This window comes from Kocuria sp. BT304 (assembly GCF_003290245.1).
Classification (GTDB): Bacteria; Actinomycetota; Actinomycetes; order Actinomycetales; family Micrococcaceae; genus Kocuria; species Kocuria rhizophila_A.
Genome location: NZ_CP030039.1, coordinates 399068 through 416037, shown reverse-complemented (window position 1 = coordinate 416037; position 16970 = coordinate 399068). Strand labels below are relative to the sequence as shown.

Here is a 16970-nt window from a genome sequence, read left to right as displayed (position 1 = left end):
CCGCCGGGCCGGTGCCCACGTGTGCTCACTGATGCAGCAGCCGGAGACGTGATCCCATGGGTCACCGGTGCGATCGGGCGGGCGTGCCCGTGACCCCAGAACGCTCACGGCGTGGCCGATTCGTCTCCTGCCACGCCCGCCAGCACTTCCCGGACGTGATGCAGCGCTCGCGACAATTCCTGTAATTCCATGTTTCCCGGTGCTGTGATGCGTAGGCGGCTGATGCCGTCCGGCACCGACGGCGGGCGGAAGCATCCCACCGCAACACCTCTGCCCCGTAGCTCCTCCGCGGCCCGGAGTGCGGCTTCAGGAGTGGCCACCTGCACCGACTGCACCGCCGCCCTGGCCTGCAGGATGCCCAGGGTCGAGGCCACGAAGCGCGCCCGCTCGTGCAGCCGGTCCACCAGCTCGGGGGTCTCACCAATGATCCGCGCGGCCTCGGTCGCGGCCGCCGCGGGCGCCGGCGCCAGGGCCGTGTCGAAGATGAACGGGCGAGCCGTGTTGACCAGGTGCTCCCGCAGGGCTGGTGAGCCGAGCACCGCCCCGCCCTGCGCACCGAGCGCCTTGGACAGTGTGAGGGCCACCGCCACGTGGGGGGATCCTGCGAGACCGTGTTCGTGCACGAGCCCCCGCCCGCGGCCGGCCACGCCGATGCCGTGTGCCTCGTCCACAATCAGGAGGGCATTCCACGCCCGGCATATCTCCGCGAGCTCCTGTAGTGGCGCGTGGTCTCCCCACACCGAGTAGACCGATTCCACCACCACGATGGCGCGTGCCTCCGAGCGCTCGGCCAGCAGCCGCGCCACGTGGGCCACGTCCGAGTGCCGCGCGATCCGCACCGGGGAACGTGACAGCCGCGCCCCGTCCACCAGCGACGCGTGCGCGTGGGCATCCGAGACGATGAGCGTGTCCGCATCTCCCAGTGCCGTGAGCACCCCCGTGTTGGCGGCGTAGCCGCTCGAGAACACCAGCGCCGCGGGCTGGCCGGTAAGCGCGCACAGCTCCCGCTCCAGCCGCTCGTGGATCCCCAATGTCCCCGTGACGAGGCGCGAGGCGCGCGATCCCGTGCCGTGGGCGTCCAGCGCCTCGCGCGCCGCCGTGACCACGCGCGGATCCCGCGACAGCCCCAGGTAGTCGTTCGAGGCGAGGTCCACGCACGCCCCGGACAGCGCCCGCAGCCGACGCCGCAGTCCAGCCTCATCGCGCCGCTGCCGCCGGTCGCGGAGCCAGTCGTCGAGGGGGCCCGCAGCGGTCGGAGCGGAGACGTCCGGGTGCTCCGGAACTGGCGCGTTGCCCCCTGACGCGGCCATGCGGAACTCCGCGATCGAGTGGGCGGGTGCGGGCGCCGTCGTGAACGCGTCCGGGCGGTGGGCCGTCATGCGCCCGCCCCGTGCGGCGTGGCACCCCGGCCCGTGCTCGTGAGCTCCACCTCCTGCGCTGCCCGGAGCAGGGCGTAGGCAATGGTGCGGACCTCCTCATCGGAGCACACGTACGGCGGCATGGTGTAGAGCAGCCTCCCGAAGGGGCGGAACCACACCCCCTGATCCAGCGCCGCGCACGTGAGCGGTACCGGGTCCGGTGCCTCGTGGAACTCGACGACGCCCACCCCACCGATCACCCGCACGTCCTTGACCACCGAAAGGTCAGCCGCGACAGGAAGAATCTCGTTCAGGGCCGCAGAAAGCCGTGCCACGTTCTCTGACCATGTCTCGCAGAGCATGCGCACCGACTGGAGGGCCACGGCGCATGCCAGCGGGTTGGCCATGAACGTGGGCCCGTGCATGAGCGCGCGCTGCTCGGACCCGGTGATCACCTCCCCCACGGCCGCGGAGACGAGCACCGCGGCTAGGGACACATACCCGCCGGTCAGGGCCTTGCCCACGCACATCACGTCCGGGACCACGTCCGCCCACTCACTGGCGAACCACTTCCCGGTGCGTCCGAAGCCCGTGGCGATCTCATCCACGATGAACACCAGGTCCAGCTCGTCCGCCAGCTCTCGCAGCACCCGCAGGCACCGCGGGTCGTACGTGCGCATCCCGCCCGCGCCCTGCAGCACGGGTTCCACGATGATCCCGGCGAGCTCGTCCCGGTGGGCGCGGGCGACGTTGCGCACGTCCGCGATCCACGCCTCAACGGCCGCGTCGTCGGCGTCCCAGTCCACGGCCCCGGTCGACGACGGCGCTCCCGCACCCTGCGCGCCGCTCCCACCTGGCCCCTCGGTGTCCCCGGAAGGCACGAAACCAGCGGTGTCCGAGGCCGCGGCACCGAAGTTCTCCGGGGACCGCAACCCCTCGGGATCCTCGTACCCGGATCTAAGCCGGGGGTGCGCCGCCGGGGGCGGTGCCACGAACAGCTGCTCCGCCACTAACCCGGAGAACTCGGCGTGCATCCCGCCCTCGGGATCGCACACGCTCATGGCCCCGGTGGTGTCCCCGTGGTAGCCGCCGCGCACCGTGAGGATGCGCCGCCGCTCCGGTCGCCCGAGGGCCGCCTGGTACTGCACCGCGAGCTTCAGGGCGACCTCCACGCTCACGGAGCCCGAGTCTGCGAAGAACACGTGCTGCAGCTCGGGCGGCGTGACCTCCACCAGCAGCTCGGCGAGTTCCACCGCGGGGCGGTGTGTGAGCCCTCCGAACATCACGTGGGAGAACGCGGTGACCTGGTCCACGATCGCGCGGTCCAGCTCCGGGTTCCGGTACCCGTGCACGGCGCACCACCACGAGGCCATGCCGTCGATCGCCTCGATCCGATCACCCTCCGGGCTCACGAGCGTGAGGGTCACGCCCTCCGCCGCCTCCACGGTGTACGGCGCGGGGCCGTCCAGCGCGGCGTACGGGTGCCACAGCAACCCGCGGTCCCGCGCGGCGAGACTTTCGCCCGACGGCATGTTTGCCATGGCGCCGGACTCAGGCATTCGGCGCCACCGACGTGCCCGCACCACGACGCCGCAAGGTCGGGCTCAGCTCCACCCTCACCCTGGTGTCGTCCTCGTCCTGCTCGGGGCCGTCGCCCGAGCCCAGCAGCGCCGCGAGGGCCGGGGACATGCCGGCGCCGGTCGGCGCGGACGACGCCGCCGCGCTACGGGTGCGGGCTGGACCGCCAGCATTTCGAGAACCATCCTCGGGGGCACTGCCGACCGCCTCGGCAGGCCCGCTCCGGGACACGTCCGCAGGGGCACGCCCACCGTCCGGCGCAGAACCGTCACCTGACGATGAACCGGCGGCCGATCCGCACGCGGACCCGCACGGCGTCGTCGTCCGCTCCCCCGTACCCTGCTCCGCACCGCTGCCCTGCACGTCGGCCGGGCCGACGTGACGGTCCCGGGACGGGTCCGGACCGGCGCCGAGAACGGTGAACCCGGCGTCGGCGATCATGGCCAGGTCCGCCTCGGCGGCCTGGCCCTCGGACGTGAGGTAGTCGCCCAGGAACAGCGAGTTGACCACGTGCAGCGCGAGGGGCTGCAGCGAGCGCAGGTGCATCTCACGCCCGCCGGCCATCCGGATCTCCTTGTCCGGGCACACGAAGCGAACCACGGCGAGAATCTTGAGGCACTTCTGCGGGCTGAGCTGCCAGGTGCCGGCCAAGGGCGTGCCCTCGAACGGCATGAGGAAGTTGACGGGCACGGAGTCCGAGCCCAGATCCCGCAGCGCGAACACCGCCTCGACGAGCTGCTCGTCCGTCTCGCGCATGCCCACGATCAGCCCCGAGCACGGGGAGAGGCCCGCGTCCTTGGCACGCTCCACGGTGTCCACGCGGTCCTGGTAGGTGTGGGTGGAGCAGATGGACTCGTAGTGGGACTCGGCGGTGTTGAGGTTGTGGTTGTAGGCGTTGACACCCGCGCTGCTGAGGGACTCCGCCTGGCCGTCCTTGAGCAGGCCGAGGCACGCGCAGACCTCCACATCCGGGTGCTGCTCCTTCAGCGCCTCGACCGTGCGGGTCACGTTGCCCACCTCACGGTTGGACGGGCCGCGACCGCTCGCCACGAGGCACACGCGGCTGGCCCCGCCCTTGATGCCGTACTCGGCCTGCTCCACGGCCTGCTCGGGGCTCAGCCACGAGTACTTGAGGATGTCCGTTCCGGCATTCAAGCGCTGCGAGCAGTAGCCGCAGTCCTCCGCGCACAGTCCGGACTTGAGGTTGACCAGGTAGTTCACCTTCACGGTCATGCCGAAGTGCTCACGGCGCAGGCGTGCCGCGGCGGCCACGAGATCCAGCATGCCGGGATCGTCGGTGCGCAGCAGGTCGAGGGCTTCATCCGGGGTCACGGGGGTGCCGGCGAGAACGCGGTCGGCCAGCTCTGCGGGGTTCTTGAACATTGTTCAATTATTGAACGGTGTTCAGGAAAGTCAATTCGTGACGGGGCACGAGCACGCACCGGGCCGCACCCCGGCGCCCTCTCTGCTCGTGGCCGGTCTGACCTCGCAGAACGGTCCATCGCGGGCACACCGGGCGCCCGAGACTCCCCAGCGCCCGCAGGGCCCCGAACCACGGCGCCCGCACAGCACACAGCCCACACACCACTACTCGGTAGAGTTTCCGCGGAGCCCGCACCCGGGCACGAGAGCAGGGAGGAGCACCGTGGCACTGGACCGCAGCCAGGTGGTGGATGCCGCGTGGCACATCCTGCAGACGTACGGTCTCGGCGACCTCTCCATGCGCCGCCTGGCTCGTGAGCTGGGTGTTCAGCCGGGAGCGCTCTACTGGCACGTGGCCAACAAGCAGGAGCTGCTCGCGGTCCTCGCCCAGCGCATGGTCGCCCCGCTCGAGACCCCCGCGGTCCGCCCCGCGCACACCGCGGACGACGACGCCGCCGCGCTCCTGCTGATCGCCCGGTTCCGTTCTGCGGTGCTCACCGTGCGGGACGGCGCGGACGTGGTGAGTGTGGCGCACGCACTGGACCCCTTGGGGATGCAACCCGTCCCGCTGCTCATCACGGCGCTGACCGGCCGGGGCAGAAACCCGGAGGCCGCCGAGATGCTCGCCCTCACACTCACCCGCTTCACCCTGGGCTCCGTGACCGCCCAGCAGACCCGCGAGTCGATGGACCTCCCTACCGCCACCATGGACGCCGAGTTCGAGGCGGGCGTGCGCGCGATCCTGGCGTAGCGGCGTCGTCGTGCGCTGTGCGAGGCGGAGCCCGACCGGCGGGACGCTGTGAGGTGGAGCAAATGCAGCCTCGCGCCCGCGAATCTGCACCTGCTCCGTTACTGCAGGCATTGAGTGGCGGGCGTGCGTGTGGTCCTAGTGCAGCGGCGTCGTCGCCCTCTGTCGTGTGCGAGCCGGACGGGGCAGAATGCCCGCATGACCACGGCCCCTTTCACCCTGCGAGCGCCTGCGCCCGAGGACGCACCGAGGATCGCGGAGGTTCATGTGCAGTCCTGGCGGGAGACCTACACGGGATTGGTTCCGGAGCGCTTCTTCGGGGACGCCGCTCGGCAGGCCCGGCTGAGGCTGTGGACCACTCTGCTCGCTGACCCGGCCGGACGCGACCGGATCCGGGTGGCCGAGGTGGACGGGGCGATCGTGGGCTTCGCCGGCGTGGGTCGACCCGAGGAGACGGAGCCGTCGCGGGATCTGGCCCTGCACATGCTCTACGTGCTCAAGGCACACCACGGCAGTGGGGCAGGGCCGGCACTGTTCGACGTCGTTCTCGGCGAGGAACCTGCGCAGCTGTGGGTGGCCGAGGCCAACCCCCGCGCGATCCACTTCTACGAGCGCAACGGCTTCCGCGCGGACGGAGCCACTCTCACGGATCCCGCCCTGGAGGACCTCCGCGAGATCCGCATGGTGCGCTGAGGCGCGCCCCGGGCGCGGAGGGGTCCGATGAACGAGGCGCTGTGAGGTGGAGCACATGCAGCCCCGCGCCCGCGAATCTGCACCTGCTCCGCTATTGCAGACGTTGAGAGGTGGGCGTGCGCGCAGTCCTGGCTCAGCGGCGTCGCCGACACCCGTGGGCACCAGAACGGCGAGCGCCCCCTCGGGGATGACATGAGCCGACACCGCGCGGCGATGTGCCGGGCCGTCGGCCGGCCCCGTGCCACACTGACCGTGATCGGCATCACATCCAGTCAGCACGAGGAGCGAACATGAGCACAGCGGGCACCCCCGCCCCGGCGGTCGACATGGACCCCAACGACAACCCGGAGACCCGCAGCGGTCTGAAACGGGTGGTGGCGGCGTCCATGGCGGGCACGGTGGTGGAGTGGTACGAGTTCTTCCTCTTCGCCACGGCATCCACGCTCGTGTTCGGCCCGCTGTTCTTCGTGGACACCGGCAACCCGCTGGACGGGATCATCAAGGCGTTCCTGATCTACGCGGTGGGCTTCATCGCGCGGCCGCTGGGCGGGATCGTGTTCGGGCACTTCGGGGACAAGTTCGGCCGCAAGCACCTGCTGCAGCTGGCGATCATCCTGGTGGGTGCCACTACGTTCCTCATGGGCTGCCTGCCCACGTTCCACCAGGTGGGCTACTGGGCTCCCGCGCTGCTGGTGGTGCTGCGCTTCGCGCAGGGCTTCGCGGTGGGCGGCGAGTGGGGCGGAGCGGTGCTGCTGGTCGCGGAGCACTCCCCCAACAAGGAACGGGGATTCTGGGCCAGCTGGCCGCAGGCCGCCGTGCCGCTGGGCAACCTGCTGGCCACCATCGTGCTGCTGTTCCTCTCCCGCACGCTCAGCGACGAACAGTTCCTCTCCTGGGGCTGGCGCGTGGGCTTCTGGCTGTCCGTGGTGATCGTGGCGATCGGCTACTACATCCGCACCCGCGTGAGCGATGCCGCGATCTTCACGCAGACGCAGGAGGAGCTGATCGAGGAGAAGGGTGCCTCCTACGGCGTGGCCGAGGTGTTCCGCCGCTACCCGCGCGGCGTCTTCGGCGCCATGGGCATCCGGTTCGCGGAGAACATCCTGTACTACATCGTGGTCACGTTCTCCATCACGTACCTGTCCACCCAGCTGAAGATGAACACGTCCAACATCCTGCTCCTGCTGCTGGTCGCGCACGTGGTGCACGTGATCGTGGTGCCGCTCATGGGCCGGTTCACGGACCGGATCGGACGCCGCCCCGTCTACGCCGCGGGTGCGGTGCTCGCGATCGGCTGGGCGTTCGTGGCGTTCCCCATGTTCAACACCCGCAACGATTGGATCATCCTGGCCGCGATCGTGCTGGGCCTGGTGATCCACGCGTTCATGTACGCCGGCCAGCCCGCCATCATGGCCGAGATGTTCCCCACCCGCATGCGCTACTCGGGCGTCTCCCTGGGATACCAGGTGACCTCGATCGTCGCGGGGTCCCTGGCGCCCATCATCGCCACGTCCCTGCTGCGCCGCTTCGACTCGTGGGTCCCCATCTCCATCTACATCACCGTCGCGTGCCTCATCACGCTGTTCGCGGTGCTCACCCTGCGGGAGACCAGGGGCATCTCGCTGCACGCGATCGACGCCGAGGACCGACGCCGCCTGGACGCCGAACGCGCCACCGCCTGACACCCACGGCACGGCCGACGACGCCGCACGGCCCGGCCCCGCGCCGTCGTCACCCCGTGTGCCGGTCCCGTGCGCGGAGGACCCCCCCGGGCCCTCCGCGCACGGCAGACGCGGCAACCCGCCATGGGCCGCACACCCCCTTTTCCAGCGCGCACCGAGCACGGTGCCGACACGCACGACGAGAGGACACACCACATGAGCACCATCACCTGGATCGGTCTGGGCCACATGGGCGCGCCGATGTCCGCCAACCTGGTGGCCGCGGGCCACGACGTCCGGGGCTTCGACCTCAGTGAGGCCGCGATGGCCGCCGCGCGGGAGGGCGGCGTGCAGACCTTCTCCACCATGGGGGAGGCCCTCGACGGCGCGGAGGTGGTCATCACCATGCTCCCCAAGGGCGAGCACTCCCGCGCCGTGTACCTCGGGGAGGACGGCGTGCTCGCCCTGGCCCCGAAGGACGCGCTGCTCGTGGACAGCTCGACCATCGACGTGGCCACCGCGGAGCAGCTGCACCGCGCCGCGTCGGAGGCCGGTTTCGCGTTCGTGGACGCGCCGGTCTCGGGCGGGATCAGCGGCGCCGCCGCCGGCACTCTGACCTTCATGATCGGCGGGGAGGAGCAGCACGCCCGCCGCGCGGAGGAGGTCGTGCAGCCCATGGCGGGCCGCGTGGTCCACACGGGAGCCGCCGGCACCGGGCAGGCCGCGAAGATCGTGAACAACATGATGCTGTTCATCTGCCTGGAGGCGTGCTCGGAGGGCTCCGTGCTGGCGGACCAGCTGGGCCTGGACCCCAGGGTCTTCTGGGAGATCGCCTCGGTCTCATCCGGCGACTCGTGGGCGCTGCAGACCTGGTACCCCGTGCCGGGAATGACGGACTCGGCGGCGGCAAACCACAACTTCGACGCCACGTTCTCGGCCACGCTCGCCGCCAAGGACATCGGTCTGGCCCTGGCCGCCGGTGAGCAGACGGACGTGAACCTGCCCGCCGCGCGCCTGGTGGCCGAGCGCTTCCAGGAGCTCATCGACGAGGGGCTCGCGGACAAGGACTGCAGCCTGATCGCCAAGTACGCCGCCCCGGACGGCGCCATCCCCGGCTGGGACCCGGACAAGGCCTGAGCCCCGCCGTAGAAACGCAGAACGGCCCCGCGCGATCCTCGGATCCCGCGGGGCCGTTGCCTGCTCGGCGTCAGACGCCCGCGCCCACCACGAGCATGGTGGCCCCGAAGACCAGACCGGAGACGATGAGCACCACGGTGGTGTAGCTGAGGATGTCCCGGATCCTCAGCCCGGCGATCGCCAGCAGGGGCAGGGCCCAGAACGGCTGGATCATGTTGGTCCACTGGTCCCCGTACGCCACGGACATGATGATCACGGACGGGTCCACGCCCAGGCGGGCGGCGGCGTCGAGCAGGATGGGCGCCTGGATGGCCACCTGACCGCCGCCGGACGGGACGAAGAAGTTGACCAGGCCCGCGGAGAGGAAGGCGAGCAGCCCCAGGGTCTGCGGGGTGGCGACCGCCACGATGGAGTCGGAGAGCACCTGGATCAGCCCGGTGGCGGTCATGATGCCCATGATCCCGGCGTACAGCGGGAACTGCAGCAGGATGTCCCCCACGTTCGCGGCGGCGTTCTTCACCAGGGCCATGACCTCGAACGCGTTGCGGGACAGCAGGAAGATCAGGGCCAGGAACATCCAGTTCACGATGTCCAGGGTGACGCTGCCGCCCCCGGTGAAGTGGGTGACCAGGTAGGCCACGAGGGCGAGGCCCACGAACAGGGTGGGGATGCGCGAGGCGTCCAGCCGGTCGGCGGGGGCCTCGATCGCGGGCTCGGGGATCTGCTGCTCCGACTGGGCGAGCGCCTCGGCGGTCATGGTGTGGGACCCCGGCACGGCGCGCGGGGCCACGAGCCACAGGGCCAGCGAGACCAGGACCACGGTGACCGCTGCGGCCGTCATGTTCCACCACGAGAACGTGGTCTCGGAGATGGGGATCACGTGGCCCACCTGCTTCTCGATGAACGAGCCGGGAGTCGCGGCGGTCAGCGGACCGGATCCGGAGTAGCCCATGTGCCACACGACCATGCCGGAGAAACCGGCGGCCACGAGCATGGGGAAGCTCACGGGCGTGCCGCGCCGGGAGAACTCGGCGGCCACCTCACGCGCGAGCAGGCCACCCACCACCAGGCCGAAGCCCCACGTGATGAGGCACGCCACCGCGGCCACCACGAACACGAACACGTAGGCGGCCAGCGCGCTCCGCGGGACAGCCGCGAGCCGTCCCAGCAGGGCCCGCACGGGCCGGGTGCTCGCGAGGGCGTGGCCCAGCAGGAGCACGAGCGCCATCTGGGTCATGAACTCGAGCAGCCCCGAGAGCCCCTTGCCCCAGCCCTCGACCACGGTCACGGGGCTCGCGTCGGTGAGCAGCAACGCCATGACGCCCACCGCCGCGGTCAGCACGATCGCGAAGATCAGCGCGGAGGGGATGAACCGTTCCACCACATAGTTGACGGGGCGCATGGCGCGGGCCAGGACCGGTTCGGGGGAGGCCGTTCGGGCCGGGGAGTGCTGGGGGGAGCTCATGGGGGTTCCTCAGGGGTGGTTTGGATCAGGTACCGCCCCGATCCTAGGGAAAGTGACATGCGTTACATGCTGTGCGGGCAGTGTGACGGTCCCGCGCGTCTCCTCGCCTCGTGCGTCTCCGCGGCCCCGCCCATCTCCCCGCCTCGTGCCACGTGCTCACGACGGCGCGGCGCGGGCCCACGCGGCCCCGCTCCCGGCCCGTCCGCTCACGCCCGATCGCGCGCCGTGACCTCCGGGTGCCGGGCGTCGGGCTCTCGCGGCGCTGTGGCCCGGTGGTGGCCGAGGAACAGCAGCACGATGAGGGCCACGTCCACCACGTCCCCGCCGTAGTACATGAGCTGCGCTCCGACCTCCGCGTCCGCGGGCGCCACTCCCGCGGGCGGGTGCGCGAACAACCACTTGGCCAGGATGGAGTGGGCGGCGATGAACACCACCAGGACGGCCGCACGCACGCGGAAGGACGAACGGTGCGGATCCGGGTCCGGCCCGGCGATCGAGGCGGTGAACACGTACCCGGCCAGGAAGATGTGCGTGTGCACCACCGCGTGGCCGAGCGCTGAGGCGTGCATCCAGTGGAGCAGCCCAGTGGTGTAGAGCAGCCACAGCCCGCCCACGTTGAGCACGGCGGCCACCGCGGGGTGCATCACGCACCGGATCCACGGGAAGCGCAGCGCCCGCGTGACCCTCCGGGCCCCGGCCGTGGGCAGACCGCGCAGCAGCACCCGCACCGGGGCGCCCAGCACCAGGAGCAGCGGCCCGATCATCCCCACCAGCAGGTGCCCCACCATGTGCATCGTGAAGCTCGCGTGACCGGCGTGGGCCACGGGCCCCACCAGCCCGGCACCCACGCACGCCAGTCCCGCGAGGAAGCTGACCGGGCGCCAGGGGGCCACGCCGCGTCGCCCGCGCCCGGCCCACAGACGCCAGCAGTACGCCACTGCGGCGAGCAGCACGAGCGCGAGGACCAACCACTCGAAGAGCGGCCACGGGGCGGCCACTGCGGCGTCCGCGTGCCCAGCGGCACCGCCACCGTGCTGCCCGTGGTCCCCGTGCCCCTGCTCCCCCGCGCCCACCGCAGCCGCGAGAAGCCCCGGGGGCGCGGAGAGCGTCCGGAACCCGGGGAGGATCAGAGTCCCCGAGCCCATCACGCCGCCCGGTACGCCCGGGCGCCGCGCCGTATCACCAGGTACCCCACGAGCATGAGAACCACGGCCGTACCGTTCCACACCAGGTCGTACGGCAGCAGGTCCACGCCGTAGCGGATCTGGTGGATGCCCAGCAGCTTGTGGTCCACGATCCCGTCGAAGAGCTGGAAAGAGCCGGCGCCCAGGATCACCGCACCCACCCAGTGGAGCCAGCGCACCCCGCCACGACGGCGCACGTCGGCCAGCATGAACAGACCCCACACCGTGATGAACCATGCGAAGGCATGGAAGAAGCCGTCGGTCACGAGAGCGACCTCGTGCGTGGAGAGATCGTAGAAGTGGTGCCACTGCAGGCCCAGGTGGAAGATGAACAGGTCGATCATGGCCGCCGCAATCCCGCAGCCGAACAGGAACCCGGACAGCGCGGCCCGCTTCCGGGTGCGGGTGATGTCCGGGGTCGACGCCGCCCGGTCGGCCGTCCTCTCGCCCCTCACCGATCCTGCGGACGGCGCAGCGGGTGTGGATTCCGGATGTGCCATGTTCCCTCCCGGGTCGCGCGGTGGCCCGGGGTCGGACGCAGCGCGCGTGTCCCGAGCGTGAACCGCACCGCCGCCCGCCCTCGGACTGCTTGCCGTCATCAGCCTACTGATGTGTGCGCTCCGTGGCACGGGTCCCGCACCCGTAGCGGCCGACATGACGTGTCCGCCCGGACCTGCGGGGCCACCACCCCGCCCGGACCCGACCCTCCGCCCACGCCCCGGGCCACGAGAACGGGGTGCCCCGCTCTGGTGAGCGGGACACCCCGTAGGTCACGCGGCGCCGCTCAGCGGCACCGCCCGTCTCAGCGGCTCAGCAGCAGCGCCTCGCCCTGACCGCCGCCGCCGCACAGCGAGACCGCGGCCTTGCCGGAGCCGCGGCGCGCGAGCTCCATGGCCGTGTGCAGCGCCAGGCGGGCGCCGGAGGCCCCGATGGGGTGGCCCAGGGCGATCGCACCGCCGTGGATGTTGACCTTGTCCATGTCCACGCCGAGGTCCCGGACGGACTGCACGGAGACCGCGGCAAACGCCTCGTTGATCTCGATGAGGTCCAGCTCGTCCGCGGTCCACCCGGCACGGGACAGCGCGTGCTCGATCGCGCGCGAGGGCTGGGAGTGCAGGGACGTGTCCGGCCCGGCCACCTGCCCGGGCTTCCCCACCACGGCGAGCCAGTCCAGGCCGTGCTCCTGCGCGTAGCCGCGCGTGGTCAGCACCATGGCAGCCGCGCCGTCGGAGATCGGGGAGGAGTTGCCCGCGGTGATGGTGCCGTCCTTGGTGAAGGCGGCCCGGAGCTTACCGAGCCCCTCGGCCGTGGAGTCCGGGCGCACGCCCTGGTCCTCGGACACCGTCACCGGATCGCCCTTGCGCTGCGGGATCTCGATCGGCGCGATCTCGTCCGCGAACACACCGTTCTGCTGCGCCCTGCCCGCGAGCTGGTGGCTGCGGGCGGCCACCTCGTCCTGCTCCTCGCGGGAGATGGAGCGGTCCGTGTTGCCGGTCTCGGTCAGCTCGCCCATGGGGATCTGCAGCTCCACGTCCACCAGACCGTCGTGCGACAGGGAGTCGGCGAGGGTCATGTCCCCGTAGGACTTCCCCTTGCGAGCGCCCAGCGCCAGGTGCGGGGCGTTGGTCATGGACTCCATGCCCCCGGCCACGACGACGTCCGCCTCGCCCGCGCGGATCATCCGGGCCGCCTCGGTCACGGCCACCAGCCCGGACAGGCACACCTTGTTCAGGCTCATGGCGGGCACGGTCATGGGGAGCCCCGCGGCCACGGCGGCCTGCTTGGCGGGGTTCTGCCCGCCGCCGGCCTGCACCACGTTGCCCATGTAGACGTAGTCCACGTCCTCCGGTGCCACACCCGCGCGCTGGAGGGCGTGCTTGATGGCGTGCGCGCCCAGGTCCACGGCGCTCTGGGACGCGAGGGCCCCCAGCAGCTTGCCCTGCGGGGTACGCGCCCCGCTGACGATCACGATGTCGTTGGCGTTCTCTGTCACTGTTCCTCCTGAACGGGTACGGAATCGGGGGTCACGTCCACGAGATCCACCCGGTAGTTCGCTTCGGTCTTCTCGGCCACCTCTGCCTCGGTCACGCCGGGGGCCAGGGTGCGCAGCACCAGTCCGGCCTCCTCCACGTCGAACACGCACAGGTCCGTGATGATGCGGTCCACCACGCCCACACCGGTGAGCGGGAGGTCGCACTCGTGCTTGAGCTTCGCGGAGCCGTCCTTGGCCACGTGCTCGGTGAGCACCAGCACGCGAGGGGTTCCGGCCACGAGGTCCATGGCGCCGCCCATGCCCTTGACCATCTTGCCCGGGATCATCCAGTTGGCCAGGTCCCCGGTCTCGGAGACCTGCATGGCGCCCAGGATGGCCATCTTCACGTGCCCGCCGCGGATCATCCCGAAGGACGTGGCGGAGTCGAAGATCGCTGCCCCCGGCTGCAGGGTGATGGTCTGCTTGCCGGCGTTGATGAGGTCCGGATCCTCGTCCCCCTCGTACGGGAACGGACCCATGCCCAGCACGCCGTTCTCGGACTGCAGCACCACGCTCACGCCCGGCGGCAGGTTGTTGGCCACGAGCGTGGGGATGCCGATCCCCAGGTTCACGTAGTCGCCGTCGGCCAGTTCCGACGCCGCGATGGCCGCCATCTCGTCGCGTGTCCAGCTCATGCCGCTCCTCCTTCGACGCCGCCCGCGCCCGGCCGCGGCCGGGTGGTGCGCTGCTCGATCTCCTTGGGCGCCCCCGAGTACTGCACCACGTGCTGCACATACACCCCCGGGGTCACGATGTGGTCCGGGTCCAGCTCACCGGGGGCCACGATCTCCTCGACCTCCGCGAAGGTGACCTTCCCGGACGCCGCGCACACCGGGTTGAAGTTCCGGGACGTGCGCCGGTACACCAGGTTGCCGTCGGTGTCCCCGCGCCACGCGTGCACCAGGGCCACGTCCGCCACGATCCCGCGCTCCTGCACGTACGTGCGGCCGTCGAACTCCGCGGTGGGCTTGCCCTCCGCCACGGGTGTGCCCACACCGGTGGCCGTGTAGAACGCGGGGATCCCCGCACCGCCGGCGCGCAGCCGTTCCGCGAGCGTGCCCTGGGGGTTGAACTCCACCTCGAGCTCACCCTCCAGGAACTGGCGCGCGAACTCCCTGTTCTCCCCCACGTACGAGGCCAGCACCCGGGAGACCTGACGGTTCTCGAGCAGCACGCCCAGGCCCTTGCCGTCCACGCCCATGTTGTTGGAGACCACCGTGAGGTCCGTGACCCCGCTGTCCCGCACCGCCTCGATGAGGTCCCGCGGGATCCCGGAGAGTCCGAAACCGCCCACCGCGAGCGTCATCCCGTCCCGCAGGGTCTCCGCCAGCAGCCCGGCGACGTCCTCTCTGACCTTGGACATGCCCACCCTTTCGCGTTGCCTGCACATGTGATCCGCATCTCAGCGTAGACGGTCCGCGTCCCGGCTGCCGAAAGCGTGGCACGGCAGGCGCGCGGGCGGCGTCGTCTCAGGAGGCGGTCCAGCCGCCGTCCATCGCGTAGGAGGAGCCCGTGACCATCCCGGCGGACGGGCCCGCGAGGAACGCGATCAGCTCCGCAACCTCCTCGGGCTCCACGAGGCGCTTGATGGCCGACTCGGTGAGCATGATCTTCTCGACCACCTGCTCCTCCGGGATGCCGTGCGTGGCCGCCTGGTCCTTGATCTGCTTGTCCACCAGCGGGGTGCGCACGTAGCTGGGGTTCACGCAGTTGCTCGTGACGCCGTGCGGCGCGCCCTCCAGGGCCACCGCCTTGGACAGCCCCTCCAGGCCGTGCTTGGCGGCCACGTACGCGGCCTTGTACGGCGAGGCCCGCAGCCCGTGCACCGAGGACACGTTGACGATCCGGCCCCAGCCCTGCTCGTACATGTGCGGCAGGGCCGCGCGGATCAGCAGGAACGGGGACTCCAGCATGAGCGTGAGGATCCGGTGCAGGTCCGCAGGATCGACGTCCTGGACGGGCGAGACCTTCTGGATGCCCGCGTTGTTGACCAGCACGTCCACGTCCAGGCGCAGCCGCGCCAGCGCGGCGGTGTCCGTGAGGTCCACAGCCCAGGCTTCACCGCCCACCTCGTCCGCGAGACGCGCGGCGGCGTCGTGGTCGATGTCCGCGACCACCACGTGCGCACCGCGCGCGGCGAGCGCCCGGACGGCCGCCGCACCGATGCCGCTGGCACCTCCGGTGACGAGTGCCTTCTTCTCCTGCAGGGACTGTTCGGTCATGCGCGGACTCCTCGGGGACGGCGGCCTGGTTCCCGGACGGTGGCCCGGGTCACTCCAGGGTACGCAGGCCCGTGATTCGCCCGGCCACCCGTGCGTGAGGTTGGATGGGCGGACACCCGGTGAGGGGTGCCCATCCAGAGCGGCTCAGAGATCTGGCTCGATCACGCCGCAGCAACCGGATCACACCCGGTGCTAATGCCAGAACCGATGGAAAGGATCAGCACAGCCATGCCCTTGAACACCGATCGCATCCAGACCACCCACGTGGGGTCCCTCCCCCGCACGCCGCAGTTGCTCGAGGCCAACAACCGCTTCCAGGCCGGGGAGATCGACCTGGCGCAGTTGGGTGAGGCGCTGGACACCGGGGTGATCGACGTCGTGCGCAAGCAGTGGGAGATCGGCCTGGACATCGTCAATGACGGCGAGTACGGCCACACCACGTCCGGCGCCGTGGATTACGGGGCCTGGTGGAACTACTCGTTCCACCGCCTGGGCGGGCTGACCCCCACGGACGAGGACCGCTGGCAGACGGCGGAGACGCTGCGCTCGTCGCCGGGCAACATCGTGCTCACGAGCTTCCCGGACCGCCGCGACCGCTCCAAGTTCCGGGAGGCCTACGAGGATCCCACGGCCGGGGTCCTGGCCCACCGCGCAAGCGTGTCCCAGCCGAAGATCACGGGCCCGCTGACCTACACGGGTCAGGAAGCCGTGGCCGGTGACATCCGCCGGATCAAGGAGGCCATGGCCGAGACCGGGGCCACGCAGGGGTTCGTGGCAGCGCTGTCCCCCGGCTCGTGCGCGCGCGTGAAGAACGAGTACTACGCGAGCGACGAGGAACTGGTCTACGCGTGCGCGGACGCGATGCGCGAGGAGTACAAGGCCATCACGGACGCCGGGTTGATCGTGCAGATCGACGACCCCTCGATCGCCGAGTCCTGGGACCAGATCAACCCCGAGCCCACAGTGGAGGACTACCTGGCCTTCACCCAGCTGCGCGTGGACGCCCTGAACTACGCGCTGCGCGACCTGCCCGAGGAGCAGATCCGCTTCCACCTGTGCTGGGGTTCGTGGCACGGCCCGCACACCACCGACCTCGAGTTCAAGTACCTCGTGGACCTCATGCTCACCATCCGCGCGCAGGGCTACAGCTTCGAGGCGTCCAGCCCGCGCCACGGCCACGAGTGGAAGGTGTGGACGGACCACCAGCTGCCCGAGGGCAAGGTGGTCTACCCCGGTTTCGTCTCCCACTCGACCAACGTGGTGGAGCACCCCGAGCTCGTGGCGGACCGGATCGAGCAGTACGCGTCCGTGGTGGGCAAGGAGAACGTGATCGCCTCCACGGACTGCGGTCTGGGCGGGCGGCTGCACCCGCAGATCGCGCTGGCCAAGCTCGAGTCCCTCGTGGAGGGTGCGCGGATCGCCTCGCAGCGCCTCTTCTGAGCCCCGCCCCCGGCTCCACCCCGGGCACGA

At 70.9% G+C, this 16970-nt stretch carries 15 protein-coding genes and 1 riboswitch; of the genes, 5 read left to right on the top strand and 10 right to left on the bottom strand.

Features of this window, described 5'->3' with window-relative positions; genetic code table 11:
• Nucleotides 1–104 precede the first annotated feature (104 nt).
• From DNL27_RS01870 to bioB, 3 genes are all read right to left on the bottom strand, one after another.
• Complete coding sequence (locus DNL27_RS01870) at nt 105–1310, bottom strand: 8-amino-7-oxononanoate synthase (protein WP_204360341.1); 1206 nt, start codon at nt 1308–1310, stop codon at nt 105–107.
• Nucleotides 1311–1375: 65 nt separating this feature from the next.
• Entirely contained in the window at nt 1376–2899 is a 1524-nt protein-coding gene (locus tag DNL27_RS01865) for an aminotransferase class III-fold pyridoxal phosphate-dependent enzyme (RefSeq protein ID WP_370447106.1), read from the bottom strand.
• A 10-nt stretch (nt 2900–2909) separates the two neighbouring features.
• Nucleotides 2910–4319, bottom strand: a complete 1410-nt coding sequence (gene bioB / locus DNL27_RS01860; RefSeq protein WP_112234539.1) for a biotin synthase BioB — start codon at nt 4317–4319, stop codon at nt 2910–2912.
• Between the two features lie 262 nt (nt 4320–4581).
• Between bioB and DNL27_RS01855 the strand changes: the two genes are divergently transcribed.
• The 4 genes from DNL27_RS01855 to mmsB all read left to right on the top strand — a co-directional run bounded on the left by DNL27_RS01855 (nt 4582) and on the right by mmsB (nt 8597).
• Nucleotides 4582–5109, top strand: coding sequence for a TetR family transcriptional regulator (locus DNL27_RS01855; RefSeq protein ID WP_112234538.1), 528 nt, complete (start codon nt 4582–4584; stop codon nt 5107–5109).
• Between the two features lie 195 nt (nt 5110–5304).
• Nucleotides 5305–5799 (top strand): GNAT family N-acetyltransferase, encoded by a 495-nt coding sequence (locus DNL27_RS01850; protein ID WP_112234537.1) that lies wholly within the window; start codon nt 5305–5307, stop codon nt 5797–5799.
• A 290-nt stretch (nt 5800–6089) separates the two neighbouring features.
• Nucleotides 6090–7481: an MFS transporter gene (locus tag DNL27_RS01845; protein ID WP_370447105.1), complete on the top strand. Its 1392-nt coding sequence runs from the start codon at nt 6090–6092 to the stop codon at nt 7479–7481.
• A gap of 195 nt (nt 7482–7676) precedes the next feature.
• On the top strand, nt 7677–8597 hold the full coding sequence (gene mmsB, locus DNL27_RS01840) for a 3-hydroxyisobutyrate dehydrogenase (protein ID WP_112234536.1): 921 nt from the start codon (nt 7677–7679) through the stop codon (nt 8595–8597).
• 70 nt (nt 8598–8667) lie between these two features.
• On the opposite strand, the gene DNL27_RS01835 is transcribed toward mmsB, so the two are convergent.
• The 7 genes from DNL27_RS01835 to DNL27_RS01805 all read right to left on the bottom strand — a co-directional run bounded on the left by DNL27_RS01835 (nt 8668) and on the right by DNL27_RS01805 (nt 15500).
• A complete protein-coding gene (locus DNL27_RS01835) occupies nt 8668–10062 on the bottom strand; it encodes a short-chain fatty acid transporter (protein WP_112234535.1) in 1395 nt (464 codons plus the stop codon).
• 206 nt (nt 10063–10268) lie between these two features.
• A complete protein-coding gene (locus DNL27_RS01830; RefSeq protein WP_267865895.1) occupies nt 10269–11207 on the bottom strand; it encodes a cytochrome c oxidase assembly protein in 939 nt (312 codons plus the stop codon).
• Nucleotides 11207–11746 (bottom strand): DUF2243 domain-containing protein, encoded by a 540-nt coding sequence (locus DNL27_RS01825; protein ID WP_088610682.1) that lies wholly within the window; start codon nt 11744–11746, stop codon nt 11207–11209. Before DNL27_RS01825 ends, DNL27_RS01830 begins: the two co-directional genes overlap by 1 nt.
• Nucleotides 11747–12048: 302 nt before the next feature.
• Entirely contained in the window at nt 12049–13239 is a 1191-nt protein-coding gene (locus DNL27_RS01820; protein WP_112234533.1) for an acetyl-CoA C-acetyltransferase, read from the bottom strand.
• Nucleotides 13236–13913 (bottom strand): CoA transferase subunit B, encoded by a 678-nt coding sequence (locus DNL27_RS01815; RefSeq protein WP_012397309.1) that lies wholly within the window; start codon nt 13911–13913, stop codon nt 13236–13238. The genes DNL27_RS01820 and DNL27_RS01815 overlap by 4 nt, the downstream gene beginning before the upstream one ends.
• A complete protein-coding gene (locus DNL27_RS01810) occupies nt 13910–14641 on the bottom strand; it encodes a CoA transferase subunit A (RefSeq protein ID WP_012397308.1) in 732 nt (243 codons plus the stop codon). The genes DNL27_RS01815 and DNL27_RS01810 overlap by 4 nt, the downstream gene beginning before the upstream one ends.
• A gap of 106 nt (nt 14642–14747) precedes the next feature.
• Nucleotides 14748–15500, bottom strand: a complete 753-nt coding sequence (locus DNL27_RS01805) for a 3-hydroxybutyrate dehydrogenase (protein ID WP_112234532.1) — start codon at nt 15498–15500, stop codon at nt 14748–14750.
• Between the two features lie 127 nt (nt 15501–15627).
• A riboswitch (SAM riboswitch) is annotated at nt 15628–15714 on the top strand.
• A 14-nt stretch (nt 15715–15728) separates the two neighbouring features.
• On the opposite strand from DNL27_RS01805, the gene DNL27_RS01800 reads away from it, so the two are divergent.
• Complete coding sequence (locus DNL27_RS01800) at nt 15729–16940, top strand: cobalamin-independent methionine synthase II family protein (RefSeq protein ID WP_112234531.1); 1212 nt, start codon at nt 15729–15731, stop codon at nt 16938–16940.
• Nucleotides 16941–16970 lie beyond the last annotated feature (30 nt).